Annotated in this window: 28 protein-coding genes; 21 read left to right on the top strand and 7 right to left on the bottom strand. The window is 67.2% G+C overall.

The window, feature by feature from the left end; all coding sequences use genetic code 11:
- Positions 1-3: 3 nt before the first annotated feature.
- The 6 genes from DDE13_RS04085 to DDE13_RS04060 all read left to right on the top strand — a co-directional run bounded on the left by DDE13_RS04085 (position 4) and on the right by DDE13_RS04060 (position 6,014).
- On the top strand, positions 4-1,272 hold the full coding sequence (locus tag DDE13_RS04085) for an ABC transporter substrate-binding protein (protein ID WP_162630847.1): 1,269 nt from the start codon (positions 4-6) through the stop codon (positions 1,270-1,272).
- Positions 1,269-2,084 carry an ABC transporter permease gene (locus DDE13_RS04080; protein ID WP_111401741.1) on the top strand — a complete coding sequence of 272 codons (816 nt, stop codon included), beginning with the start codon at positions 1,269-1,271 and terminating at the stop codon, positions 2,082-2,084. Before DDE13_RS04085 ends, DDE13_RS04080 begins: the two co-directional genes overlap by 4 nt.
- A 35-nt stretch (positions 2,085-2,119) precedes the next feature.
- Entirely contained in the window at positions 2,120-2,656 is a 537-nt protein-coding gene (locus DDE13_RS04075) for an OsmC family protein (RefSeq protein ID WP_111401739.1), read from the top strand.
- Between the two features lie 62 nt (positions 2,657-2,718).
- A complete protein-coding gene (locus DDE13_RS04070; protein ID WP_111401737.1) occupies positions 2,719-3,816 on the top strand; it encodes an acyl-CoA dehydrogenase family protein in 1,098 nt (365 codons plus the stop codon).
- A 32-nt stretch (positions 3,817-3,848) separates the two neighbouring features.
- On the top strand, positions 3,849-4,700 hold the full coding sequence (locus DDE13_RS04065; RefSeq protein WP_111401735.1) for a sulfurtransferase: 852 nt from the start codon (positions 3,849-3,851) through the stop codon (positions 4,698-4,700).
- Between the two features lie 102 nt (positions 4,701-4,802).
- Complete coding sequence (locus DDE13_RS04060; protein ID WP_111401733.1) at positions 4,803-6,014, top strand: NAD(P)/FAD-dependent oxidoreductase; 1,212 nt, start codon at positions 4,803-4,805, stop codon at positions 6,012-6,014.
- Here DDE13_RS04060 and nagA read toward each other — a convergent pair.
- From nagA to DDE13_RS04040, 4 genes are read right to left on the bottom strand one after another with little or no spacing between them, the layout of a single operon-like run.
- The gene (nagA, locus tag DDE13_RS04055) at positions 6,011-7,165 is read right to left on the bottom strand and encodes an N-acetylglucosamine-6-phosphate deacetylase (protein ID WP_111401731.1); all 1,155 of its coding nucleotides are present in this window, start codon (positions 7,163-7,165) and stop codon (positions 6,011-6,013) included. The two genes, DDE13_RS04060 and nagA, sit on opposite strands and share 4 nt — an antisense overlap.
- Positions 7,162-8,193: an SIS domain-containing protein gene (locus tag DDE13_RS04050; RefSeq protein WP_111401728.1), complete on the bottom strand. Its 1,032-nt coding sequence runs from the start codon at positions 8,191-8,193 to the stop codon at positions 7,162-7,164. The genes nagA and DDE13_RS04050 overlap by 4 nt, the downstream gene beginning before the upstream one ends.
- Positions 8,190-8,954, bottom strand: coding sequence for a GntR family transcriptional regulator (locus DDE13_RS04045; protein WP_111401850.1), 765 nt, complete (start codon positions 8,952-8,954; stop codon positions 8,190-8,192). Before DDE13_RS04045 ends, DDE13_RS04050 begins: the two co-directional genes overlap by 4 nt.
- An 8-nt stretch (positions 8,955-8,962) precedes the next feature.
- Positions 8,963-9,841: a BadF/BadG/BcrA/BcrD ATPase family protein gene (locus tag DDE13_RS04040; RefSeq protein WP_111401726.1), complete on the bottom strand. Its 879-nt coding sequence runs from the start codon at positions 9,839-9,841 to the stop codon at positions 8,963-8,965.
- A gap of 155 nt (positions 9,842-9,996) precedes the next feature.
- Here DDE13_RS04040 and DDE13_RS04035 point away from each other — a divergent pair, with 155 nt between their 5' ends.
- The 9 genes from DDE13_RS04035 (at position 9,997) to DDE13_RS03995 (ending at position 18,613) form a co-directional block, all read left to right on the top strand.
- On the top strand, positions 9,997-10,884 hold the full coding sequence (locus tag DDE13_RS04035) for an N-acetylmuramic acid 6-phosphate etherase (protein WP_111401724.1): 888 nt from the start codon (positions 9,997-9,999) through the stop codon (positions 10,882-10,884).
- Between the two features lie 26 nt (positions 10,885-10,910).
- On the top strand, positions 10,911-12,161 hold the full coding sequence (locus tag DDE13_RS04030; RefSeq protein WP_111401722.1) for an ABC transporter substrate-binding protein: 1,251 nt from the start codon (positions 10,911-10,913) through the stop codon (positions 12,159-12,161).
- A gap of 332 nt (positions 12,162-12,493) precedes the next feature.
- Positions 12,494-13,411: a carbohydrate ABC transporter permease gene (locus tag DDE13_RS04025; RefSeq protein ID WP_111401720.1), complete on the top strand. Its 918-nt coding sequence runs from the start codon at positions 12,494-12,496 to the stop codon at positions 13,409-13,411.
- Positions 13,412-13,424: 13 nt separating this feature from the next.
- Positions 13,425-14,264: a carbohydrate ABC transporter permease gene (locus DDE13_RS04020; RefSeq protein ID WP_111401717.1), complete on the top strand. Its 840-nt coding sequence runs from the start codon at positions 13,425-13,427 to the stop codon at positions 14,262-14,264.
- A complete protein-coding gene (locus DDE13_RS04015) occupies positions 14,261-15,295 on the top strand; it encodes a Gfo/Idh/MocA family protein (RefSeq protein ID WP_222626025.1) in 1,035 nt (344 codons plus the stop codon). Before DDE13_RS04020 ends, DDE13_RS04015 begins: the two co-directional genes overlap by 4 nt.
- Entirely contained in the window at positions 15,292-16,302 is a 1,011-nt protein-coding gene (locus DDE13_RS04010; protein WP_111401714.1) for an ABC transporter ATP-binding protein, read from the top strand. Before DDE13_RS04015 ends, DDE13_RS04010 begins: the two co-directional genes overlap by 4 nt.
- Positions 16,303-16,435: 133 nt before the next feature.
- Positions 16,436-17,113 carry an amino acid ABC transporter permease gene (locus DDE13_RS04005; protein WP_111401712.1) on the top strand — a complete coding sequence of 226 codons (678 nt, stop codon included), beginning with the start codon at positions 16,436-16,438 and terminating at the stop codon, positions 17,111-17,113.
- A complete protein-coding gene (locus DDE13_RS04000) occupies positions 17,110-17,817 on the top strand; it encodes an amino acid ABC transporter permease (RefSeq protein WP_111401710.1) in 708 nt (235 codons plus the stop codon). The genes DDE13_RS04005 and DDE13_RS04000 overlap by 4 nt, the downstream gene beginning before the upstream one ends.
- 19 nt (positions 17,818-17,836) lie before the next feature.
- Positions 17,837-18,613: a transporter substrate-binding domain-containing protein gene (locus DDE13_RS03995; protein WP_111401708.1), complete on the top strand. Its 777-nt coding sequence runs from the start codon at positions 17,837-17,839 to the stop codon at positions 18,611-18,613.
- 107 nt (positions 18,614-18,720) lie between these two features.
- Here DDE13_RS03995 and DDE13_RS03990 read toward each other — a convergent pair whose 3' ends face one another.
- Entirely contained in the window at positions 18,721-19,950 is a 1,230-nt protein-coding gene (locus tag DDE13_RS03990; protein ID WP_111401706.1) for a lytic murein transglycosylase, read from the bottom strand.
- Between the two features lie 160 nt (positions 19,951-20,110).
- Here DDE13_RS03990 and DDE13_RS03985 point away from each other — a divergent pair, with 160 nt between their 5' ends.
- On the top strand, positions 20,111-20,401 hold the full coding sequence (locus DDE13_RS03985) for a hypothetical protein (RefSeq protein WP_111401704.1): 291 nt from the start codon (positions 20,111-20,113) through the stop codon (positions 20,399-20,401).
- A gap of 108 nt (positions 20,402-20,509) precedes the next feature.
- A complete protein-coding gene (locus tag DDE13_RS22765; protein ID WP_162630846.1) occupies positions 20,510-20,686 on the top strand; it encodes a hypothetical protein in 177 nt (58 codons plus the stop codon).
- A 202-nt stretch (positions 20,687-20,888) separates the two neighbouring features.
- Here DDE13_RS22765 and DDE13_RS22760 read toward each other — a convergent pair whose 3' ends face one another.
- Both DDE13_RS22760 and DDE13_RS03980 read right to left on the bottom strand, forming a co-directional pair.
- Complete coding sequence (locus DDE13_RS22760; RefSeq protein ID WP_162630845.1) at positions 20,889-21,047, bottom strand: hypothetical protein; 159 nt, start codon at positions 21,045-21,047, stop codon at positions 20,889-20,891.
- Between the two features lie 45 nt (positions 21,048-21,092).
- A complete protein-coding gene (locus DDE13_RS03980; protein ID WP_111401702.1) occupies positions 21,093-22,094 on the bottom strand; it encodes a DUF2333 family protein in 1,002 nt (333 codons plus the stop codon).
- 202 nt (positions 22,095-22,296) lie between these two features.
- Here DDE13_RS03980 and DDE13_RS03975 point away from each other — a divergent pair, with 202 nt between their 5' ends.
- From DDE13_RS03975 to DDE13_RS03960, 4 genes are all read left to right on the top strand, one after another.
- Positions 22,297-22,794 carry a sigma-70 family RNA polymerase sigma factor gene (locus tag DDE13_RS03975; RefSeq protein WP_111401846.1) on the top strand — a complete coding sequence of 166 codons (498 nt, stop codon included), beginning with the start codon at positions 22,297-22,299 and terminating at the stop codon, positions 22,792-22,794.
- 12 nt (positions 22,795-22,806) lie between these two features.
- Positions 22,807-23,610: an anti-sigma factor family protein gene (locus tag DDE13_RS03970; protein ID WP_162630844.1), complete on the top strand. Its 804-nt coding sequence runs from the start codon at positions 22,807-22,809 to the stop codon at positions 23,608-23,610.
- Positions 23,591-24,088, top strand: coding sequence for a hypothetical protein (locus DDE13_RS03965; protein WP_111401698.1), 498 nt, complete (start codon positions 23,591-23,593; stop codon positions 24,086-24,088). Before DDE13_RS03970 ends, DDE13_RS03965 begins: the two co-directional genes overlap by 20 nt.
- Before the next feature lie 271 nt (positions 24,089-24,359).
- The coding region (locus tag DDE13_RS03960) for a hypothetical protein (RefSeq protein ID WP_222626024.1) at positions 24,360-24,657 on the top strand (298 nt) is incomplete at its 3' end.

Raw genomic sequence — 24,657 nt, 5'->3', positions numbered from 1 at the left:
GCTATGACCGATCACATGCACAGCCCCCACGACCTGCACGCCGCCTGTTGCGGAACGGACGGCGCAGACGGCGTGGACCATGCCAAACGCCAGACGCTCGACATGCTGGCGCAGGGCGGGCTGGCGGCGGCGTTGGCGACCGTGCTGGGCGGGCTGCCGAGGATGGCGGCGGCACAGACAGACGACGTCGTGCGCATCGGATACCTGCCGATCACCGACGCGACGCCGCTGCTGGTGGCCCATGCCAAGGGCTTCTACGCCGACGAGGGGCTGGAAGCGGAACAGCCCACCCTGATCCGGGGCTGGTCCCCGCTGATCGAAGGTTTCGCCGCGGGCAAGTTCAACCTCGTCCACTTCCTGAAGCCCATCCCGGTCTGGATGCGCTACAATAACGATTTCCCGGTCAAGATCATGGCCTGGGCGCACACGAACGGATCGGCGCTCGTGGTCGGGCGGCACACGGACGTGACCGATTTCGCGGGGCTGGGCGGCAAGCAGGTCGCGGTGCCATTCTGGTATTCGATGCACAACATCGTGCTGCAATACGCGCTGCGCGCGTCGGGCATCACGCCGGTCATCAAGGCGCAGGGTGAATCGCTCGCCCCCAATGAATGCAACCTGCAGGTTCTGCCGCCGCCGGAAATGCCCCCCGCGCTGGCCGCCCGCAAGATCGACGCCTTCATCGTGGCGGAACCGTTCAATGCACTGGGCGAGTTGATGGCGGGTGCGCGGATGCTGCGCTTCACCGGCGACATCTGGAAGAACCACCCGTGCTGCGTCGTCTGCATGAACGAGCAGGTCACGACGGAAAAGCCCGAATGGACGCAGGCCGTGATGAACGCCGTGGTGCGCGGTGCCATCTACGCGAGCCAGAACAAGGCTGAAGTGGCGGAGATGTTGTCGAAGGACGGGATGGGTTACCTGCCCGCCCCCGCCCCGGTCGTGACCCGCGCGATGACGGTCTATGAAGACAATGCCGATTACATCGCCAGTGGTGCCATCGCGAACCATGCGGAATACCAGAACGGGCGGATCGATTTCCAGCCATGGCCCTACCCGTCCGCCACCAAGCTGATCGTGGAGGCGATGAACGACACGGTCGTGTCGGGCGACACCACGTTCCTCGACGGGCTCGACCCGCAGTTCGTGGCCGACGACCTGGTGGACTACACCTTCGTGCGCAACGCGCTGGAGAAGTTCCCCGACTGGAAGACCGACCCGTCTGTGAACGCCGCCGATCCCTATAACCGCGAAGAAGTGCTGAAGCTATGAGTGCGGCGGCGGACGTGATCGCGCGCCCGTCCCTGCCCGCCTTGGGACGGTTTCGGGGGCTGATGAACGCGGTCCTTGGCATCGGGCTGCTGCTCGCGCTTTGGTGGCTGGGCGGCTGGATGATCGCGCGCGATCCGGACCTTTTCGCCTTTGCCAGTTTCGCGCCCGGCCCGACCCTGACCCGGCTGTGGGAAATGATCGTGGCGGGCGAGGTCGTGGGCATGTCCACCCCGTCGCTTTACCGCGTCGGCATGGGGCTCGCGCTCGCCATCGCCATCGGCGTGCCCGTGGGCATCCTGATCGGGCGCATCCCCGTGCTGCGCGAGATCACGAACGTCCCGTTCCAGTTCCTGCGCATGATCTCCCCCCTGTCGTGGATGCCCATCGCGGTGATGGCCTATGACACGTGGGACGGCGCGATCATCTTCCTGATCTTCGTCGCCGCTGTCTGGCCGATCCTGTTCGCCACCGCCGCGGGGCTGCGCCGGATCGACCCCGCATGGCTGAAGGTCGCCCGCAACCTTGGCGCCAACCCGTTTCACATGCTCTTCGTGGTGATCCTGCCGGCAATATCGGTCGATATTCTGACCGGCATCCGGTTGGCACTTGGCGTCGCATGGGTGGTGCTGGTGCCGGCCGAATACCTCGGCGTCACCTCGGGGCTTGGATATTCCATCAACGATGCGCGCGACACGCTGGATTACGCCAGCCTCGGCGCGACCGTCGTCATCATCGGCGTCATCGGCTTCGCGCTCGACGCGGCCCTGATGGCGGCCATCAAGCACGTCAACTGGGTGCGCAGCGACGCCTGACACCCCCCGCTATCCCGCAGAAGAAGGAGGATACCATGTCTCAACCTGCAACGGCCCTGACCGGCTGCCTTGCGCCCATCGACAAGGCGGGGCTGGACGGCCTGATCGAAAAGGGCAAGGCCGACCCGAAAGCGGTCAAGACACTGTCGTGCAAGACCGTGGCCGAAGGCCGGTTCCGGCACGCCAACTACATCCGCGATCTGGAGCCCTACATCGTGGACGAACCGCCGGGGCTGCTGGGCGACGACACCGCCCCCAACCCGTCCGAGGCGTCGCTTGCGGCACTCGGGTCCTGCGTCGCGGTCGGGCTGCACGCCAACGCCATCGCGCGCGGCATCACCATCCAGAAGCTGGAGGTGCAGCTGGAAGGCGATCTGAACATCACCGCCGTCTGGGGTACCGGCGACACCAGCGAAAAGCCCGTGGGCTTCACCGATGTCCGCATCAAGGTCGATATGGAAGCCGATTGCCCGCAGTCGGAAATCGACGACCTGATCGCCCATGTCATCCAGTGGTCGCCGGTGTTCAACACCTTCTCGCGACCCGTGAACATGGTCGCCACTGCCGTCTGACAACGACCCGGGCCGGGGCATCCCTCCCGGCCCGCCATCCGCCATTCATCGAGGACCGCGCCATGAACATCGCCCTGCCTATCGGACACGTGGATACGAACCGGATCGAGACGATCACCACCCAGACGCTGGCCCCGATGGTTCGGGACATCGACGCAGGGCAATACCCCGAGGGCGTGATGCGCGCCTACGGCGCCGCCGGGGCCTATGGCAGCCACATCACCGGCGAAACCGGCGTGATGGACGCGATCATCGCAATGTCCCGCGCGGGCGAGGTTTGCACATCGACCGCGTTCTGCATGTGGTGCCAGGACGCGCTGGCCTGGTACATATATTCGTCCGACAACGATTTCCTGAAATCCACCATCGGCCCGCGCGTCGCCAGCGGCGAGATCCTCGGCGGCACCGGCCTGTCGAACCCCATGAAGGCCGTGAACGGCATCGAACCCATGCGCCTGAAAGCCGAACGGGTCGACGGCGGCTACAGGGTCAAGGGCGTGCTGCCCTGGGTGTCGAACCTGAGCGAAGGCGGCTATTTCGGGATCATCTTCGACGCGCCCGTCCCGCGCAGCGACGCGGTGAAAAAGGTCATGGCCGTCGCCTTCGCCGACTGGGACGGGGTGAAGCTGAAGCTCGACCACGACTTCGTGGCGATGGGGGGCACCGCGACCTGCCAGGTCATGTTCAAGGACGCCTTCATCCCCGACGACTACATCCTCGCCGACCCGGCCGAGGATTTCATCAAGCGCATTCGCGGCGGCTTCGTGCTGATGCAATGCGGCATGGCAAGCGGGATGGTGCAAAGCTGCATCGACCTGATGGAGCAGGTTCGCGGCCCGCTGGGGCATGTGAACTGCTACCTCGAAAAGCAGCCCGAGGATTTCGCCGCAGACCTGACCGATCTGATGGCCGAGATCACCGATCTGGCGCGCACGCCATACGAGCCGTCCAACGCGTATTTCCGCCGGGTGCTGACCGCGCGGCTGAAAGGCGGCGAAATGGCCGTAGAGTCGGCCCATTACGCGATGCTGCATTGCGGCGCGCGCGGCTATGTCAGCCAGGGTGCCGCGCAGCGCCGCCTGCGCGAGGCGTATTTCGTCGCCATCGTCACGCCCGCCACCAAGCAGTTGCGCAAGATGCTGGCGGACCTGCCCGCCTGACCCCCAACAAGAATAACCAACAGGAGAGTGCCATGTCCAACACGCTGATCACCCCCGCCGAACTGGCGGCCATGCCCGAAGACAGCCGCGTCATCATCGACACCCGCAACCCCGACAGCTATGCCGCCGGCCACATCGAAGGAGCGGTGAACCTGCACGACATCTTCACCTTCCTCGCCACGTCCGACAGCGCGGGCATGGCGGAACTGGCCCAGAAATTCGCCGCCGATTTCGGCGCGGCGGGGCTGGATGGCACGAAGACCGCCGTGATCTATGAGCAGTCGATGAACACGGGCTTCGGGCAGTCCTGCCGGGGTTATTTCCTGCTGTCCTATCTGGGCTATCCCAGCATCAAGGTTCTGCATGGCGGTCTGGCCGCGTGGGAAGCGGCCGGAATGCCGCTGTCCACCGACCCGGTCACGCCCACGCCCGCAGGCTTCGACATCGACCCCGCCGCTGCCGAGATCATGATGGACATGGAGGCCATGAAGGCAGCGCTGGAAACCGACGCCAAGATCCTCGACGTGCGGGACGTGGACGAATGGGTCGGCGAAAGCTCCTCGCCCTACGGCAAGGATTTCTGCCCGCGCAAGGGCCGTATCCCCGGCGCCGTCTGGATCGAATGGTATCGCATGATGAAGCCGTCCGCCGACGGGCCGGTGATGAAATCCCCGGCCGAGATCCTCGCCGAATGCGCGACCGTGGGCATCACTGCGGACACGCCCGTGCGGCTTTACTGCTTCAAGGGCGCGCGGGCGTCCAACACCTTCCTCGCGCTGAAGGAAGCGGGCGTGAAGGACGTGCGCATGTATTTCGGCTCGTGGAACGAATGGTCCCGCGACCCGTCCCTGCCGATCGAGGAAGGCTTGCCCTACGGCGCGTGACGGATGGCGCGGCGGGGTTCCACGCCTCGCCGCACTTTGCACCCCGGCTTGCGGGCGTATATTGACCCCGGAACGCACCGGGGCGGCAATGATGGAACAGGCATGACGGATATCGTGGTCATCGGGGCCGGGCAGGCCGGATCGGCACTTTGCGCCAAGCTGCGCGAGTTGGGGTTCGATGGAAGACTGACGCTGGTCGGCGAAGAACCGGTGCCGCCTTACCAGCGTCCGCCTTTGTCCAAGAAATACATGCTGGGCGACATGGCGCTGGAGCGGATGTTCCTGCGCCCCGAGGCGTTCTATGCCGACCGCGACATCGCCCTGCGGCTGGGCACGCGGGCGGTGGGCATCGACACGGACAAGCGGCTGGTCGCGCTCTCCGACGGCACGACGCTGGGCTATGGCGCGCTGGCACTGACCACCGGCGCACCGCCGCTGCGCCTGCCCGCGGCCATCGGTGGCGCCTTGCCGGGCGTACATACCATGCGCACGCTTTCCGACGCCGACGCGCTGGCGGCAAAATGCCAGCCGGGGCGGCACATGCTGGTGGTCGGCGGCGGCTACATAGGGCTGGAGGCCGCGGCGGTCGCCGCAAGCAGCGGTCTGAAGGTTACGCTGGTGGAACAGGCGCCGCGCATCCTCTGCCGCGTGGCCGCGCAGGAAACCGCCGACTGGTTCCGCGACCTGCACGCGCGCCACGGGGTGGAGATCATCGAGGGCACGGGCGTCACGCGACTGGTCGAACAGGACGGTCGCGTCGGTGGTGCCGTGCTGTCGGACGGGCGCGAGATCGCCGCGGATTTCGTGGTGGTCGGTATCGGCATCCGCCCGGCCACGGGTCTGGCCGAAGCCGCAGGGATCGACGTCGACAACGGCATAGCGGTGGACGCGCTAGGGCGAACCTCGGTGCCCGGCATCTGGGCCGCGGGCGATTGCGCGTCCTTTCCGTATCGGGGCGGGCGCATCCGACTGGAAAGCGTGCCCAACGCCATTGAGCACGCCGAGGCCACCGCCGCCGCCATGTTGGGCGGCACCGAGCCCTACGTGGCCAGGCCATGGTTCTGGTCGGACCAGTACGATGTGAAGCTGCAGATCGCGGGGCTGAACGCCGGCTATGACCGGGTGGTCGTGCGCGACGATGCGGGCGCGCGGTCGCATTGGTATTACGCGGGGGACCGGCTTCTGTCGGTGGACGCGATGAACAACCCGCGCGCCTATATGGTCGCCAAGCGCATGATCGAGGCCGGGCAATCACCCGCGCCCGACACGGTGCTGGACCCGGCCCGCACGCTGAAGGACCTGATGGCGGCCTAGACCAGCCGCTTGCCGCCCTGCCAGACCCCGGTCAGGTTTCCATCGTCATCGAGATGCAGGACATCCGCCCGCGCCCCCGCGACGAACCGGCCCCGCCGACCCCCCTGCCCGATCAGGTCGGCCGGGGCTGCGGTCGCCATGGAAACGGCCTCAGCCAGCGGCACGCCCACATCGCGGGTCAGCACCCGCAGCGCGGTGGTCAGGTCGAGATCCGCCCCTGCCAGCGTTCCGTCCGCAAGCGTCAGCCGCCCATCGGCGCGGTCGATGCGCCGCCCGTTCAGGGTGAAGCCATCCAGATTGGTTCCCGCCACCGCCATCGCGTCGCTGACCAGGAACAGCCGCCCCGGCCCGGATTTGGCCCGGATCGCCGCACCCATGGTCGCCGGATGCACATGGATGCCGTCGGCGATCAGCCCCGCGCTCAGCCCGCTGAGATGCAGCGCAGCCCCGACGACCCCCGGCTCTCGGTTTCCAAGTTGCCGCATCGCGTTGAATAGATGCGTTACGCACGCCGCGCCCGCATGGGCGGCTGCAGCGCAGGTGGCGAAGTCAGCCTCAGTATGGCCGAGCGACACGATAACCCCGGCACGCGCCAGCGTTTCGATCTGCGCCATCGTGACCGATGCGGGCGCGAGCGTGACCTTCAGGACCGGCAGCCGCGCGACGGCATCGAGTAGCAGCGCAAGATCGGAATCCGCCATTGGCCGGATCAGCGCCGGATCATGCGCGCCCGCCCGAGCCGGATCGAGATGCGGTCCTTCGAGATGCAGACCTGCGATCCCCGGCACGCCCGCGGCACAGGCCGCGACCGCCGCATCGATGGCCGCAGCCGTCACCTCCGCCCGGTCGGTGATGAGCGTCGGCAGGATCGTCGTCGCCCCCAGCCGCGCATGGGCCGCGGCCATGGTCGCCATGGTCTCGGGCGCGGGCGTGTCGTTCAGCATCACGCCGCCGCCCCCGTTGACTTGAAGATCGACATAACCCGGCATCAGCGCGCCGCTGCCAAGGTCCACCCGCTCCACATCGGCGGGCAGGTCGCGCAAGGCCACGACCCCGGCAACCCGGTCGCCCGCCACCACCAGTGCATGATCGGCCAGCGTCACCCCATCATGGACGATCGCGGGCGCGATAAAGGCCCTTTGCCCGGTCATGTCGTTTCCGTCACTTTCTTCAGATGGCGCGGCGTGTCGGGGTCGATGCCGCGATCCCGCGCGAGCCGCTCCACCACCCCGTAGAAGGTGGCGATCAGCGCCAACGGATCGGTCAGCGGGTGGCCCGTGCGCACATGGGGCAATGCCTGCGCCCCGCCCGCCGCATCGGCGGTGATGAAACAGGCCGCGCCCTTTTCGGCGATCTGCGCCGCGATCTCGGCCACCACGGGGCCCGCGGCATCGTCGGCGGCCAGGCACAGAACCGGGAACCCCGCGTCCACGATAGACACCGGGCCGTGCAGCACCTCGGCCGAGGAATAGCTTTCGGCATGCAGCAGGCAGGTTTCCTTGAATTTCAGCGCGGCCTCGTTCGACATCGCCCAGGACGGCCCCCGCCCCAGCGTGTAGAGCGAGGATCGCGCACCCACCGCCGCCCGCATTTCGGGCCAGTCAAGCGTCACGGCCTGCGCGAGCCGCTCCGGCAGCGCGCGGACCGCGGCCAAGAGGTCGGTATCATTGCGCCATTCCGCCAGCAGCCACAGCCCAGCCACGGCAGAGGTCACGAAGGTCTTGGTGGCCGCGACCGACCGTTCCGGCCCGGCATGGAGCGCCAGCGTATGCGCCGCCGCCTCCCCCAGCGGCGAGCCGGGGTCGTTCGTGATGGCAATGCTCAGCGCGCCATCGCGGCCCGCCGCCCGCGCCATTTCCACGATGTCCGGGCTTTGTCCGGATTGGGAGACGGTGATGCAGGCCCCGTGCGCCAACTTCAGGGGGCGGCGATAGATCGACGCGACGGACGGGCCGACCGACGCCACGGGAACCCCCAGTTCCAGCTCGGCCGCGTACTTCAGGTAGCTGCACACATGGTCAGACGATCCCCGTGCCACGGTCACCAGGAACGCGGGGTCCGCCGCCGCCAGCGCCGTGGCGGCACCGCGCACGGCCTCGGTCCCGCCGGTCAACAGGCGGTCCACCGCCGCCGGGATTTCGTCGATCTCCTGCCGCATCAGCGTGGGCGTCTGTGTCATGTCCTGTCCGGTCCTTTGGCAAGCTGCAATTCGGCGACGAAGTCATAGGCATCGCCACGATAGAGGGATCTGGTGAATTCGACGACGCGCCCCGACGCGAGATACGACACCCGCTCGATCCGCAGCCCGGCGGCGTGTTCGGGCACGCCCAGCCGGTCGGCATCCTCGCGCCCCAGATTGATGGCCGAGATCTTCTGGATGGCCCGCACCGGGCGGTTCCCGTCCGCGTCGAGCACATCATAAAGCGACCGCGCGACGACCGTCGGGTTCGGCAGCAGGTCCATGGGCAGCGACGCCCGCTCGATCGCCATCGGTTCGTCATCCGACAGGCGCAGCCGGGCGATCCGCGCGACCTGCGCCTCGGGCCCGAGATTGAGCGCCTCGGTTTCCTCGGGCGTGGGCAGGAACAAGCCCCGCTCCAGCCAGACCGACCGCGTGGACAGGCCGCGCTGCGCCATGTCCTCGGTGAAGGATGTCAGACGCTGGAGCGATTGCTGCACCCGCGGCCGCCCCTTCACGAAGGATCCGGAGCCCTGTTTCTGCTCCACCAGCCCCGCCTCGGCCAGCGCATGAATGGCGCGGCGCACGGTCACGCGGGACAGGCCCGTGAGGGTTGCGAGTTCACGTTCCGGCGGCAGCGGCGCACCGGGGCGCAGAATGCCGTCCTCCATCGCCGCGATCATGCGGTCGCGCAATCGGGCATAGCGCGGGCCGCTGCCCGTCGCCCAGGCGTCGCCGCGCAGGTAGTCGTCGATGGTCATGGCCGCCGTCATGGCGCGTCCTCCGCCGCCAGGCGCGCTGCCAGCGTCAACGCCCCGTCGAGCGCACTGCCCCGCGGCGCGCGGACGGACCCGGCGATGTCGGCGGGCAGCCATGGCAGATAGGTCCGGCCAAGACCGCCCATCGGACAGAACGGCTCCGGCGCCTGCCAGCCGAGCGCGGCGATGGCCCGAAGGATGTGATCACCGCCCGCGCGCATCAGGGCGGCGCCCGTCGCGTCGCCCGCTTGGGCCGCCGCGACCACGTCGGGCGCCAGAGCAGCGATGTCGCCGGGCCGCGCATCGGCCACGAAGTCGAGTATCCCCTGCGGCCCGCCGAAGCGCGCCGCAAGCGCACGGGTAAGGTCACTGCCCTGGGCGATCCCGTCCGCCGCGTGCAGCACGCGCGCCAGCGCCATGCGCCCAAGCCAGCTGCCCGACGCCTCGTCCCCCAGCAGGAAGCCCCAGCCGCCGCGCAGATCGACCGCGCCCGCGTGCTGCCGGGCGAAAAACGATCCCGTGCCGATACCCGCAAGCGTGCCGTCGTCATCCCCGAGCGCCCCGACCACCGCGGCGCGGCGGTCATCCTCCACCCGTACGCGCGCAAGGGGCAGACGCGCGGCCACCCGCGCCGCGGCGGCGGGCGCGTTGGCGCCAGCAAGGCCGAAATAGCCCACCCCGCGCGACAGATCGGACGCCGCGAGCCCGGCCGCGGCGGCGAGTCGCGCCAGCCCTTCCCGCAGGGTCGTCGCGGCGCCGTCCGGATCGGAGTGCACATTGGCCCGCCCGAGCTGAAGATCGACCCGGCGCCCATCGGCCAGCAACGCGATCCGGCAGCCGGTTCCGCCGCCATCGGCCGCGATCAGAAGGGGGGTGTGATCCGATGTCATGAAGATACCATTACAATACCTTTGCTTCCTTGGGAAGAGGCTTTGCGCATGAGGACCCGATATTAGAGGCCAAAGAGCGCCCTTCTTGGTGTCAGAGAAGAAAATGGTAGACAAAAGGTATTCTTTTGCTAGTGTCGGGATCAAAGGAGACGCCGATGGATTCGCCCCGTACCGAAGCGCTGCAAACGGATACGCCGCTTGATGCCCTGGCGCCCGATGCGGCCCTGCGTCGGCTGCTGGACGGGCAGTCGGCGGCACTGGCCGCGATCAACGGCGCTCGCCCTGCGCTGGCGAAGGCGGCGAACCAGGTGGCGAAGAGCCTGCGCGACGGGCACCGGCTGGTCTATGCCGGGGCCGGGTCGTCCGGCCTGATGGCCATGGCCGACGCGCTGGAGTTGCCCGGCACCTTCGGCATCCCCGAAGCCCAGGTCGGCATCTTCATGGCGGGCGGCCTTCCCGGGCTTGCCACGATGCCCGGCGACACTGAAGACGACGATACGCAGGGCGCCCGCGACGCGGCAGACCTGCGCCCCGGCGATACCGCCATCGTGGTCAGCGCCAGCGGGACGACACCCTATGCCTGCGCCTTCGCGCGCGCCGCCGCGGATGCGGGGGCCACCGTGATCGGCATGGCGAACGTGCCGGAATCGCAACTGCTGGGCCTTGTGCATCTGCCCATCTGCCTGCCCACGCCGCCCGAACAGCTTGCCGGGTCGACCCGGCTGGGCGCGGGCACGGCGCAGAAGGCGGCGCTGAACATGATCTCGACACTCGCTGGCGTGCTGCTCGGCCATGTGCATGCGGGCCAGATGGTCAACCTTCGCGCCGACAACGCCAAGCTGCGGGCCCGCGCGCGCCGCATGGTCGCGCAGATCGCGGCCGTGCACGAGGATCGCGCCGCCAAGGCTCTCGACGCGGCCGGGGGCGCGGTGAAGCCCGCGATCCTGCTGGCCGCGGGCGCGCCCGACATCGGGGCCGCGCAGGACATGCTGGCCCGCGCAGAGGGGCGGCTGGCGCCAGCGCTCGGCAGCCTGACACAATGACCCATAACCATAACAGGGAGACGACCATGAAGATAAGCACACTCGGCGCGGCATTGCTGGGCACGGCGCTGGCGGCGCCCGCCATGGCGCAGGACGTGACGCTGACCATCGAAAGCTGGCGCAACGACGACCTTGCGATCTGGCAGGACACAATCATCCCAGCCTTCGAGGCGGCAAATCCCGGTATATCCGTACGCTTCACGCCGTCCGCCCCGGCAGAATACAACGCGGTGCTGAACTCCAAGCTCGACGCGGGCAGCGCCGGGGACTTGATCACCTGCCGCCCCTTCGACGCGTCGCTGGCGCTTTACCAGGGCGGGCATCTTGCGGACCTGTCCGACCTGCCCGCGATGGCGGATTTTCCGGACGTGGCCAAATCCGCCTGGCAGACCGATGACGGGTCCGCCACATTCTGCGTGCCGATGGCGTCGGTCATTCACGGCTTCATCTACAACGCCGACGCCTTTGCGGAACTGGGCCTGAGCGAGCCGGAAACGGTGGACGAATTCTTCGCCGTGCTCGACGCCATCAAGGAAGACGGCGGCTACATCCCCATGGCGATGGGCACGAACGACCAGTGGGAAGCTGCCACGATGGGCTACAACAATATCGGGCCGAACTACTGGCAGGGCGAGGACGGCAGAAAGGCCCTGATCGCGGGCGAGCAGAGCCTGACGGACGAGCAGTGGGTCGCGCCCTTCCGCCAGCTGGCACGCTGGGGCGATTACCTCGGGTTCGGGTTCGAGGCGCAGACCTATCCCGACAGCCAGAACCTGTTCACGCTGGGCCGTGCTGCGATCTACCCCGCCGGATCATGGGAGATCTCGGGCTTCAACACGCAGGCCGATTTCGCCATGGGCGCCTTCCCGCCGCCCGTGCCCGCAGCGGGCGAGGATTGCTACATCTCGGATCACACGGATATCGCGCTGGGACTGAACGCGGCATCGCCGAACGCCGAGGCCGCGCGCACGTTCCTGAACTGGGTCGGGTCGGCGGAGTTCGCCACGCTTTATGCCAACGCGCTGCCCGGCTTCTTCCCGTTGTCTTCGCATGACGTGCAGCTTGATGATCCGCTGGCACAGGAATTCGTGTCGTGGCGGCAGGAGTGCGCATCCACGATCCGGTCCACCTACCAGATCCTGTCGCGCGGCACGCCGAACCTGGAGAACGAGACCTGGAACGCATCGGCCCAGGTGATCCGCGGCGCGGAGTCGCCCGAGGACGCGGCGGCCCGCCTGCAGGACGGGTTGGCCAGCTGGTACGAACCGCAGCAATAAGCCCCTGTCCCGCACGGGTCGCCCGGACGCTCGGGCGGCCCGCTTCCGCAAACCGGCGGAGATATTTCCGGACAGAAGATGGCAGGCGCAGCCCTGCTCCGGCTGGCACGGCGCGTGCCCGGCACAGGTATCTTCTGTCCTCGAGTATCCCCGCCGGAGGCACCCGCACCCCGCAACAGGAGCGACGTTCATGTTTCGTCAACCAGACCCGACACATTCCGGCGCTGCGGTACAGGCGGGGACGCCGATGACCGTGACAGGTGATGGCCTTCCAACAGCCCCACTCGCGGTGTGCGCGGCCGGGGACGGTATGCCTGCATGGGTGCGGGCCCATGTCTGAGCGTCGCCCCATCCGCTGGCATGTCGTGGTGTTCCTCGCCCCGGCCGTGCTGGTTTACACCGCGATAATGATCGTGCCGCTGTTCAACACCCTGCGGCTGGCACTATACACCGAGGTCGATCAGGCCCGTGTCTTCGTGGGACTCGCCAATTTCCGGACCCTCTTCGGCGATCCGCGCTGGTCCGCGAGCTTCTGGAACGCGCTCGGCAACAATTTCTGGTTCTTCTTCATCCACATGCTGGTGCAGAATCCGCTCGGCATCGCGCTGGCGGCGATCCTGTCGAACCCGCGGTTGCGCTTTGCGCACCTGTATCGGTCGGCCATCTTCGTGCCGACGATCCTGTCCTTCGTGATCGTGGGCTTTGCGTGGAAGCTGATCCTTTCGCCCATCTGGGGCATAGCACCCGGGATGCTCGACACGCTGGGGCTGGCATCATGGTTCCGCCCCTGGCTGGGGATGGAGGGGTCCGCGCTGACCACGCTGGCGCTGATCTCGGTCTGGCAGTTCGTGGGCATCCCGATGATGCTGATCTACGCGGCGCTCCTGTCGATCCCCGACGAGATACTCGAAGCCGGCGAATGCGACGGCATCACGGGCATGGCCGCCTTCTGGAAGATCAAGCTGCCGCTGATCCTGCCGTCGATCGGGATCATCTCGATCCTGACCTTCGTGGGCAATTTCAACGCGTTCGACCTGATCTACTCGGCGCAGGGCGCGCTGGCGGGCCCCAATTTCGCCACCGACATCCTCGGCACCTTCATGTATCGCACCTTCTTCGGGTTCCAGTTGCAACTCGGCGACCCGCATATGGGATCGGCCATCGCCACGGCGATGTTCGCCATCATCCTGATCGGTGTGTGCATCTACCTGTTCGGCATCCAGACGCGGCTGCGCCGCTACCAGTTCTGAAAGGGGCCTGCCCATGTCTGCCGCCCGCCGCAACCCGCTGAACAGCGCCGCCGCCCATGCCGCCCTGCTGGCCTATGTCGCGATCGCGCTGTTCCCGGTCTTCGTCATCGTCATCAACAGCTTCAAGGACCGCCGGTCGATCTTTCGCGAACCGCTCGCGCTGCCCGACGCCGAGAGCTTTTCGCTGATCGGCTACCAGACGGTGCTGAAACAGGGGGATTTCTTCCTCTACTTCCAGAACTCCTTCATCGTCACAGTGGCGTCGCTGTTCTTCATCCTGCTGTTCGGGGCGATGGCGGCCTTCGCGCTGGCCGAATACCGCTTCCGGGGCAACATGCTGATGGGGCTTTACCTGGCGCTCGGGATCATGATCCCTATCCGCATCGGCACCGTGGCCATCCTGGAAATGATGGTGGCGACGAACCTCGTGAACACGCTTTGGGCGCTGATCCTTGTCTATACCGCGCAGGGGCTGCCGCTGGCGGTGTTCATCCTGTCGGAATTCATGCGGCAGGTGTCGGACGACCTGAAGAACGCAGGGCGCATCGACGGGCTGAGCGAATACACGATCTTCCTGCGCCTTGTGCTGCCGCTGGTGCGGCCCGCGCTGGCCACCGTTGCGGTGTTCAACATGATCCCGATCTGGAACGACCTGTGGTTCCCGCTGATCCTTGCGCCCGCGGAGGAGACCAAGACCCTGACGCTGGGCAGCCAGGTCTTCATCGGTCAGTTCGTGACCGACTGGAACGCGGTGCTGTCGGCGCTGTCGATGGCGATCCTGCCGGTCATGGGGCTTTACGTCATCTTCTCGCGGCAGTTGATCCGCGGGATCACATCGGGGGCTGTCAAATGATCCGGGTTCTTGTCGCCGGGCTGGGCAACATGGGGCTGTCCCATGCGCTGGCCCATCACCATCATCCGGACGCGGAAATCGTGGGGCTGGTCAACCGCTCGGCGGTGGATCTGCCACCTGAGTTGGGGGGCTATCCGCGGTTTGATGACTTCCACGCGGCGCTGGCCGAGACCAAGCCGGATCTGGTGGTCATCGCCACCTATTCGGACAGCCACGCGGATTACGCCATCGCGGCGATGCGCGCGGGCGCCCATATCTTCGTGGAAAAGCCGCTCGCCACGACGGTCGATGATGCCCGCCGCGTGGTGGCGGTCGCCACGGACACGGGGCGCAAGCTGGTGGTCGGCTATATCCTGCGCCACCATCCGGGATGGCAGCGCCTGATCGCCGAGGCGCGCGGGCTTGGCGGGCCTTACGTCTTCCGGCTGAACCTGAACCAGCAGAGCACGGGCGCGGAATGGGAAACCCACAAGGCGCTGATGCAGACCACGTCGCCCATCGTCGACTGTGGGGTGCATTACGTCGATGTCATGTGCCAGATCACCGATGCGCAGCCGGTGCGCGTGCATGGCATGGGCCTGCGGCTGACGGGCGAAATCGCGCGGGAAATGTACAATTACGGCCAGTTCCAGGTGATCTTCGACGACGGGTCCGTGGGCTGGTATGAAGCCGGCTGGGGTCCGATGATGTCGGAAACGGCGTTCTTCGTGAAGGACATCATCAGCCCGGCGGGGGCCGTGTCGATCCTCGACGGAAACACCGGCGCGTCGGCGGATGTGGACGGGCATACCAGTGTCGGTAGCCTGCTGGTGCACCGCCCCGGCGGCGACACGCGCATCGACCTGCCGGACGAACCGGGCCATCAGCGCCTGTGCGACACGGAACAGGATTTCGTCCTGCGGGCCATCGCCGAGGATATGGATCTGACCCGCCACATGGAAGACGCCGTGTCGAGCCTCGCCATCTGTCTCGCCGCCGACGAAAGCATCCGTACCGGCACCGTCATCCACCTGAAAGGAGACGACGCATGACCGCGCTTGTCCTAAAAGATGTCTGCAAATCCTTCGGCGCGGTGGACGTGCTGAGGAACATCGACCTGACCGTGGAAGACGGCGAATTCGTGGTCTTCGTCGGTCCGTCAGGCTGCGGGAAGTCCACGCTGCTGCGGGTGATCGCGGGCCTGGAGGACGCCACGTCGGGCGACGTCGAAATCGCCGGGGCCCGCGTGAACGCGGTGCCGCCTGCGAAGCGCGGGATCGCCATGGTGTTCCAGTCCTATGCGCTCTACCCGCACCTGACGGTGAAGGAGAACATGGCGCTTGCGCTCAAGCAGGAGGGCACGCCCCGCGACGTGATCGCCGCACGCGTCGCCGAGGCGACGCGGATGCTGGAACTTGGCCCCTATCTCGACCGCCGCCCAGCAGACCTGTCGGGCGGACAGCGCCAGCGCGTGGCGATCGGGCGCGCCGTGGTGCGCCAGCCGAAACTGTTCCTGTTCGACGAACCGTTGTCGAACCTCGACGCCAGCCTGCGCATGGCCACGCGGATCGAGATCGCGGCGCTGCACCGGTCCCTGTCGGCGGCGATGATCTATGTCACACACGACCAGACCGAGGCGATGACGCTCGCGGACAAGATCGTGGTGCTGCGAGACGGGCGGGTGGAGCAGATCGGCAGCCCGATGGAACTGTACAACAACCCCGCCAACCGGTTCGTGGCCGGGTTCCTTGGCGCGCCCGCGATGAATTTCCTCGATGCCGCAACGCTTGGCGGACCGGGCGGGGCCACGCTGGGCATCCGCCCCGAACATCTGCGTGTCACCGACGCGGGCCGGATCAAGGGTACCGTCGCGCATGTCGAGAACCTTGGCGGGGACACGAACATCATCGTGGAAACCGGGGCGGGCGAAAGGGTCACGGTCCGTGTCTTCGGGCAGTATCCCTGCACGGTCGGGCGCAGTGCGGCGCTGGATTTCGACGACGCAGACGCGTTCCTGTTCGATGCCGCAGGCGCGCGGCTGGTGGCGGAACCCGCCTGACCCTGTTCGCCACCTGCCCGCATTTCGGGCAGTTGGATCGCGGACCGCACAGGGCGACGGCTTGCGCCGATTTCGTGCGCTGGATCGGCGGCGCAACCTTGTCGCCGCGTAACAGGCGGGCCTGCTGTTCCGCATGGAACTGCGCTTTTTCGAGATATACCGGAACCCGGACTACCTTTGGCTGCTGGCCGAAGGCGCGGCGCTCAGCGCCGGGTTGACGGTGACGGCGGGTCTGACGGGGCTTTGCCTTGCGATCCTGCTGGCCACGGCGCGGTTCCAGAACATTCCGGTGCTGGGGCACATCGCGGCTGGTTACGTCGAATTCATCCGCAACACGCCGCTGATCGTGCAACTGTTCTTCGTGGCGTTCGGGCTGCCGCAACTTCTGGGCTATAGCTGGCCGTTCTGGGCCCATGCGCTGCTGGCGCTGACGCTGAACTTCTCGGCCTATTTCTCGGAGATCCTGCGCGCGGGCTTTTCCACCGTGGCGCAGGGCCAGTTCGAGGCCGCCCGCGCGCTCGGGATGCGGCCCTTCCTGATCTTCCGAAAGATCGTGCTGCCGCAGGCCATCGCGCGGATGTTCCCATCGCTGTCGGGGCAGTTCGTGTTCCTGTTCCTGACCACCGGCGTGATCGCCGAGATCGGCGTGAACGACCTGACGCAGGCGGGCAAGTTCATCGACAGCCGGACCTTCCGCAGCTTCGAGGTCTTCCTGACGCTCACAATGATCTACATCGCCATGTCGCTGACGTTCAAATCCGCGCTGGCCGTCGCCCATACGCGGCTCTATCCGGGGATGACGGCGCGATGAGGGACCTGTTCATCGGCCTGTTCGGCAAGCCCGAAGGGATCATGCTGTTCCAGCTGATCGAGGCGACGCAGTTCACCATCTACCTGTCCCTGCTGGCCTTCGTCCTGGGCGGATCGGTCGGCGCGCTCGTCACGCTGGCGCGGGTGATGCCGTCGCGCGCCGCACAACGAGTCGCCATCGCCTATATCTGGGCGTTCCAGTCCGCACCGCTTCTCATGCTGCTGTTCCTGTTCGGGCTGGGGGTGCCGCGGCTGCTGGGGCTGGACGTGAACCCCTGGATCGCGGCGTCCGTGGCGCTGCTGCTCTATACCAGTGCCTATCTGGCGGATGTCTGGCGCGGCGCGCTGGAAACCATCCCGCAAGGCCAGTGGGAAGCCGCACGCGCGCTGGGGATGCGGTTCCTGCCGACGCTGTGGAAGGTGATCCTGCCGCAGGCGGTGCGCGTGGCGCTCGCGCCCACGGTTGGCTTCATGGTGCAGATCATCAAGGGCACGTCGCTGGCGTACATCATCGGCTTTCACGACCTGATGGCCATCGGCAAACGCTGGGCCAACGCCCCCGTCGAAGGCACCGAGGCCTTCATCGTCTATCCGCTCATGGCGCTGATCTATTTCGCGCTGTGCTTTCCCCTGTCGCTGCTCGCGCTGCGGCTGGAGCGGCGGCTGGGCAAGCCGTCGCGCATGCCCAAACCCAACCTTGCCTGACCCATTGAGAGGAGATCCCATGAAACGACTTCTGACCGCCCTGACCGCCGCCGTGATCGGCTTCGGCGCCCCGGCGCTGGCAGACCTGCCCGACATCCTGAGCGCGGGCGTCGTCAAGATCGCGGTGCCAGAGAATTTCCCGCCCTTCGGATCGCTGGGCATGGAAGGCGAATACGTGGGCTATGATGTGGCCGTCGCGCAGATGATCGCCGACGATCTGGGCGTGGAGCTGGAACTCGTGCCGGTCACGTCGAACCAGCGCATCCCCTACCTGGAAACCGACCGGGTCGATCTCGTGATCTCGTCCATGGGCGCGAACCCGGAACGGGCCAAGTCCATCCTGTTCTCGGCGGCCTATGCCCCGTTCTATTCCGGGGCCTTCGCTGCGCCCGATGTCGCGGTGAGCACGGTGGATGATCTGGCGGGCATGACCGTCGGGCTGACCGGTGGCACGCTGGAGGATCTCGCGCTGACCGACATGGTGCCCGAGGGGACCGAGATCATCCGCTTCGGCGACAACGCCGCGACATTGGCCGCCTATACCTCGGGGCAGGTGGACGTGCTCGTGACCGGCAACACGGTCGCCGCGCAACTTGCCGCGGACAACCCGGATATGGACCTGGAGACCAAGTTCATCGTCAGCGACAGCCCCTGCTTCATCGGCGTGAAGAAGGGCAACTGGGAACTGCTGCAATGGGTGAACGTGTTCATCCTGAACAAGAAGCTGAACGGATCGCTGAACGCGCTGTCACAGGAATGGTTCGGCCAGGATCTGCCGCCTCTGCCGACGCTGTAAGGGCCGGGAGGCCCCGGTTCCTGGCGGACCGGGGCGGCCTTGCGCACGTCATCGACCAAAGCGTCCACGCCCGCCGAAACCGGCGGGCGTTCCGCGTTCAGGGCGGATCAGCCCCCCAGCCGCGCCAGCAGGTCGCGGCTGTGCACGCCCGTGACGGGCAGGCCATTCTCGCGCTGATAGTCGGAAATCGCGGCGCGGCTGCGCGACCCGAGCACGCCATCCACACCGCCGGTATCGTATCCCGCCGCCGTCAGCCGTTCCTGCAGCCGTTTGCGCGCGGCCAGATCGAACCCCTGCGCATCGGGCGGAAAACTGCCGCGGAAGGGCGGACCGCCCGCGATCCGGTCCGACAGGTGCCCCACGCCGATCACGTAGCTTTCCGAGTTGTTGTAGCGCGTGATGACGGTGAAGTTGCGAAACACCATGAAGGCCGGACCGGACGCCCCCGCGGGCCGCAGGATCGACGCGGCCCCATGATCCGGCACCGGGCGGCCATCCATGTCGCGCACGCCCGCCGCGGCCCATTGCGCGGGGCTGCGGGTCGTGCCGCGCCCGACGGGACCCGAGAAACCGGCGGGCAATTGCACCTCCACCCCCCAGGGCTGGCCGCGCGTCCAGCCGGAACGTTGCAGGTAGGCCGCGGCAGAGGCCAGCGCGTCGCTGGGATCATCCGACCAGATATCGCGCCGGCCGTCGCCGGTGAAATCCACCGCGAAGGCCAGATACGAGGTCGGGATGAATTGGGTATGTCCCATCGCCCCGGCCCAGCTTCCGACCATACGCTCGGGTGTGGTGTCGCCCGCTTCGAGGATTTTCAGCGCCGCCACGAGTTGCTGTTCGAAGAACGCGCCGCGCCGCCCGTCATAGGCCAGCGTCGCCACGGCGGACACCACGGGGATGTCGCCGCGCCGCGTGCCATAGCTGCTTTCCAGCCCCCAGATCGCGGTGATGACCTCCGGCTCCACGCCGAACCGCGCCGAGATCGCGTCGAGTGCGCCGCGATACTGGCGCAGCGCCGCACGCCCGTCGGTGACGCGTTTGTCCGATGCGGCGATGGCAAGGTAGTCGTCGAGGCTGCGGGTGAACTCCGTCTGGTTGCGGTCGCGTTCGACCACGCCGGGAAGAAACCCCGCATCCGCCAACGCCCGATCCACCACCGTGGGCGATACGCCCTGCGCCCGCGCCCGGCCCCGGAACCCTGCAAGCCAACCATCGAACCCGGCATTGGGCACGGGCTGCATCGCGGGGTCCGCAGGCGCCACGGTTCCGCTACCCGCACAGGCGGCCAGCGTCGCCGCCACCAGCGACAGTCCCATCGTTCTGCGTGTCAGTACCATGCGCCTCTCCCTGTCCCGTTCCGACCCTTCTAGCTGCACGCGGGCGGCGAGACAGCGGGTTCGGTGCTGCTTTCACGCGCGCGTGAACGGATTGCGAAAATAAACCGGATGAAACCGCGCAGCGCCGCGTTTGTCATGTAGAACTCAAGGAGGTGCAACGATGTTCTGGAATACACGCAGGAATTCTCGCGCGGACATTCAACCGGGCGGCCATGCCGGCATCGGCTTCCTCGGGCGGCTGCGCGAACGGCGCGAGGCAGCGCAGACGGAGCGCGACATGATCACCATCACCTGCGCGCTGGCGCGGCTCAACGATCGTCAGCTCGGCCGCATCGGACTGAACCGGGCGACACTGGCACTGGACGTCGATCACCTGGCCGAGCACGCCGAGCAGAAGCGGATCGTCCATGACGACGTGCTTCGGATCGTGGACAACCGACACGCTGCCTGACGGTCACGCGCAGCGCCATGCAGTCACCGGATAGCGGGGCTGCGATCGAGGCGGGTATACGCTGGTGTGCGAAAGATTATTTGTACGGCTCCGACACAGGAGCCAGACATGATCCACAGCGCACAGCATATCCCCGCCGCGGTCGCGGCCCCGTCGATCCACGAGACGACGGACACCGCGGCCTATTTCGACCCACGCCTGCGCATCGTTACCGCAGCATCGCTGCGCCGCGATGCGTCTCCGGTCGAACCGCTCGACCAGATGTTCGGATATTTCGACGCCTGATCCGACAGCCGCCGCCGACATCAATTCCCGCCCCGACGCATGCCGCGCCGGGGCTTTTCCTTGTCTCCGCGCGGACAGCCGCGCGACGCGGTACCCGTCAGACACCATCCGGACAAGCGGACGCCGCCGCGGGGGGCGGCGGCGTCCTTCCCGACCGACGGGCCACACCGACCGGGATTAGTGGCAGACCTCCGGCCCCGGATCAGTCCATGGCCACCAGGATCAGCGCCAGAACCGCGATACCCGCCGCCGCAAAGGCATAGACCGGTGCGGTGACCGTCAGCGGGCGCATCAGCCGGGCCTTCAGATCTTCCGCCTTGCTTTCAAGCTCGGTGCCGGTGTCATCTTTCGTCGTGCTCATCGTTCCCTCCTCTTTGGGTTGGTGAATGGGTCGGGCCAGCCGCGTTCAGCGGCTGACGGACAGGACGCGCGAGACTTCATCGAGCTGAAGGATCGCGCGCTTGATGTAGAAGCCCTGCAGATACAGGTGGTTCGCGAAAATGCTGTCGTCACCCGCCGCGTTCAGGACCACAAGCGGGCGCTGGGATGCCGCCGTGCGCAGGCTGTCGAGCGCTTGGTCGTAGACGCCGGTCAGTCCCTGCTGGCTGATCACCGCTTCGAAATCGCGCCCCATTTCCCGCAGGAGCAGGTAGCTCGCATAGACCTGTCCCTTGTTGAAATAGAATATGTCGTCGGTGCGGCCGTCTATGATGAAGCTCTCGCGGCGCAGATGCTCGTCCACCTCGGCCGTGCGTGCACCCAGCTCCGCCGCCATCGCCTGAAGCGTCAGCGCAAACGTATCGGTGCGCCGCTCGAACACCGCACCGCCTTGCGCGACGCGCGCATTGTACGCTTCCAGCGCCTCGAGAGCGGCGCGGTACTGCTGGTCCGAGGGAGAGACCGGGAACATGGACTGGCGGAAATCGAACATCCACACATCGGACGGATATTGCAGCAATCCCACCGCGCGCCCCAGATTTGCGTCGATGGCCGAACTGCCGCGTGTACGACCGATCTGGCTTTCCAGCGCCATGACGAAACGGCTCACGCCGCGCAGCACGCCGTTCTGGAAATTCGGCATGTTGTCGTGGAACGCCGTCGGAAAGAAGGCGGGATCGTTGACCGACCAGCGATGATCCACGGTTTCGCGCCGGATCAGCGCCGCCGCCATGGCCACCGCCGCGCTCCCCGCTTCCGGGGCCTCGGTCGGGGCGAAATCCGGGTTCGCATCGACCCTGTTCATCAGGTTCCCCACCACCCCGAAATAGCCCGCGAACAGGACGGCCAGAATAACCGATCCGCGCAGGGCGACGGTGGCGGGCTTCTTTCCGAGAATGGCCCGCGCCACCCTGCGCCGCGGCTGCGGCACCGGAAGGGACGACGGGCTGGCTATGGCATCATTGGGCATGTGCGCTCCTTTGGTGCGCGGCGAGCAGACGTCCCGCGCTGTTCATTGGCAGACATACGCGGCAGGTCCGGCCTTCATCCGCGCATTTTCGCAAAATTCGACAAAGGGCCTTGGTTCAGCCCCATGGCCGGAAAAATTTCGCGTGCGCGGGATGAAACCGGATGACCCGGCGTATGTACCTATGACCACACAGGAGGGCCGGATGGGTTTGCAGGACAATCTGCACGAACAGATCGCGGGATTGCGCCGCTATGCGCTGGTGCTGACGCGCAACCGCGACGATGCCGAGGATCTGGTGCAGGACACGCTCGCCAAGGCCTTGGACAAGGCGCATACATGGCAGCCCGGCACCGACCTGCGGCCCTGGCTGTTCCGCATCCTGCACAACACCCATGTCAGCAACCTGCGCAAGCAGAAGGTGCGCGCCGACGCAGCCCACGATCTGCCCGAACCCGTGATGCCGGAAACCCAGGCCGTGGCGCTGGAACTGAAACAGGTTCTCGATGCGCTGGAGAAGATCCCCGAGGCGCAGCGCAAGCCCATCGTGCTGGTGGCGCTGGAGGACATGTCCTACGCCGACGCCGCGCGCAGTCTCGATGTGCCGCTTGGCACTTTCATGTCCCGGCTTGGCCGTGGCCGCGCCGCCCTGCGAAAGCTGCTGGGCGAGATCAAGCGCGGCAAGCTGCATCTGATTGCCTGAAAGGATCCGCAGATGACTTCTCAGACCCCATCGCAGATGGATGTGGACCCAGAACTGAACGCCTATATCGACGGCAGGCTCGGCCCGGACGCGGCCGCCGAGGTCGAGGCACGGCTGACTGCGGACCCCGAATTTCGGCGGGCTGTGGACGCCATGATCGGCGACCGCGACGCGATCCGCGCGGCGGCGGGTGCGCTGGATACCGGCCCGACCAGCCTGCGCACCGCGGCGCTGGAACGCCAGCTTGCCACGCGTCTGTCGCGCCGCCGCTGGCAGGCGGCGATCACCGGCCCCGTGTCCCGGCAAGTGGCGGCGGGTGTCGTGATGTTCGCCCTGGGCTGGGGCGCGCACATGACGCTTGCGCCCGGCGACGGCATCTATCCGTCCTACGTGGCCGAGGGGCTGGGGGCGCATACTGTCTTCGCCGAAGACAGGGTGTATCCGGTGGAATTCACGCCCGAGGCGACGGCCGCGGCGCTCGACTGGATGTCGGAAAAGCTCAAGCGCAAGATCGCCAGCCCGGCACTGGATGCGCTGGGGCTGGACCTGGTCGGCACGCGTCTGTCCGGCACGCGCGAAGGCCCGCTGGCGCAGTTCATCTACGAGGACCAGTCCGGCAACCGGCTGTCTCTCGTGGTCATGCCCCATCCCGAAGGCGCGCCCGAGGCCGGGCTTCAGGTCGCCCGCAACGACAGCAACAGTGTCGGCTACTGGAGCGATGCCACGCTGGATTTCGCGGTGATCGCGGACACGAGCGATGTGCAGATCGAAAGCGTAGCGGCCGAGGTGACCCGCAATGTCGGCCTTTCCCGCTGACCTGCCGCGCGGCTGGACCGCGCGGACCTTGGCGTTGGGCCTTGGCGTCACGATTCTTGCCGGGGCAGCCGGCTTCGTGGCCGGGCACATGCGGGCGAAGGGACAGGTCACGCATCTGACCATCGCGACGTGCGGGCTGGACGCGGCACCGGCGCCCGTGGCGCTGCCGCTGCGCGATCTGATGCGCAAGGCCGGGGGGCACAATGTCAGCCTTGGCCCGTTCCGGCATGACGGTCTGGACAGCGATGTGACCGTCCGCTTCGCGCTCGGGTCCGATACCCCGCAGCGGCACGGGAATGGGTCGGAAGGGGAGCTGCTGGTGCTGCCCGTACCGGAAGACGGCACGCCGCTGCCCGACGAGATTCGGCTCGAATGCCGCTATGGCGTTGTCGCCCGCGTTCAGTATCGCACCGGCGCCACGCGGGAGGCGTTCGACCTGACCGCGCCGGCCGCGATGGCAGACCGCAGCGCGGGCTGACCCGTCCGCCGCGTTTCCCGGCAGCCGCACACGCGCGGCTGTCTGCACAGCTGCAAGACGGCGCCGCAACGCAGAAAATTTTCGAAGGATGCGGATGATTTCGCCGCCCGCGGCGTATGTCTTCACGTGAATGCCGCGAGACCTTCGCGCACCCTGTCCGCCCTGACCGGGCGGTGACACGGACGGGCCGGACCATCGCAGACACCCCACCGGACAGGCAGCCCGGCGACAGGGGCAGACCGCGACCCAAGCTGCCACGGAAAGGAACCCCATGACCGCAGCGCCTTCGCGCCACGGCCATCCCACGCCTGCGACCCCAGCACTGTTGACGGGAAAACTGCCACAGACCGTCACGCCGCTGCATCCACCATTTGCAGAGGCGCCAGAAGCGCAGCGCCCGCCGCCGCACAACCTGCGCTGGCGCGGGCCGGCCATCACCGCGGGCGCGATGGCTGCGATATGGGCGATGCTGCTGGGCGATCAGCCGGGGTCCTGGCTACTGGGCGCCCCGGCGATCCTGGGCGGCGTGGCGCTGGCGGCGAGCGTGCCTGCCGCGCCCGCCGGACCCG

Source organism: Meridianimarinicoccus zhengii (genome assembly GCF_003254465.1).
In the GTDB taxonomy this organism is placed as follows: Bacteria; Pseudomonadota; Alphaproteobacteria; order Rhodobacterales; family Rhodobacteraceae; genus Meridianimarinicoccus; species Meridianimarinicoccus zhengii.
The sequence above is the reverse complement of the archived record's forward strand: the minus strand, read 5'-3'. Positions and strand labels throughout refer to the sequence as shown.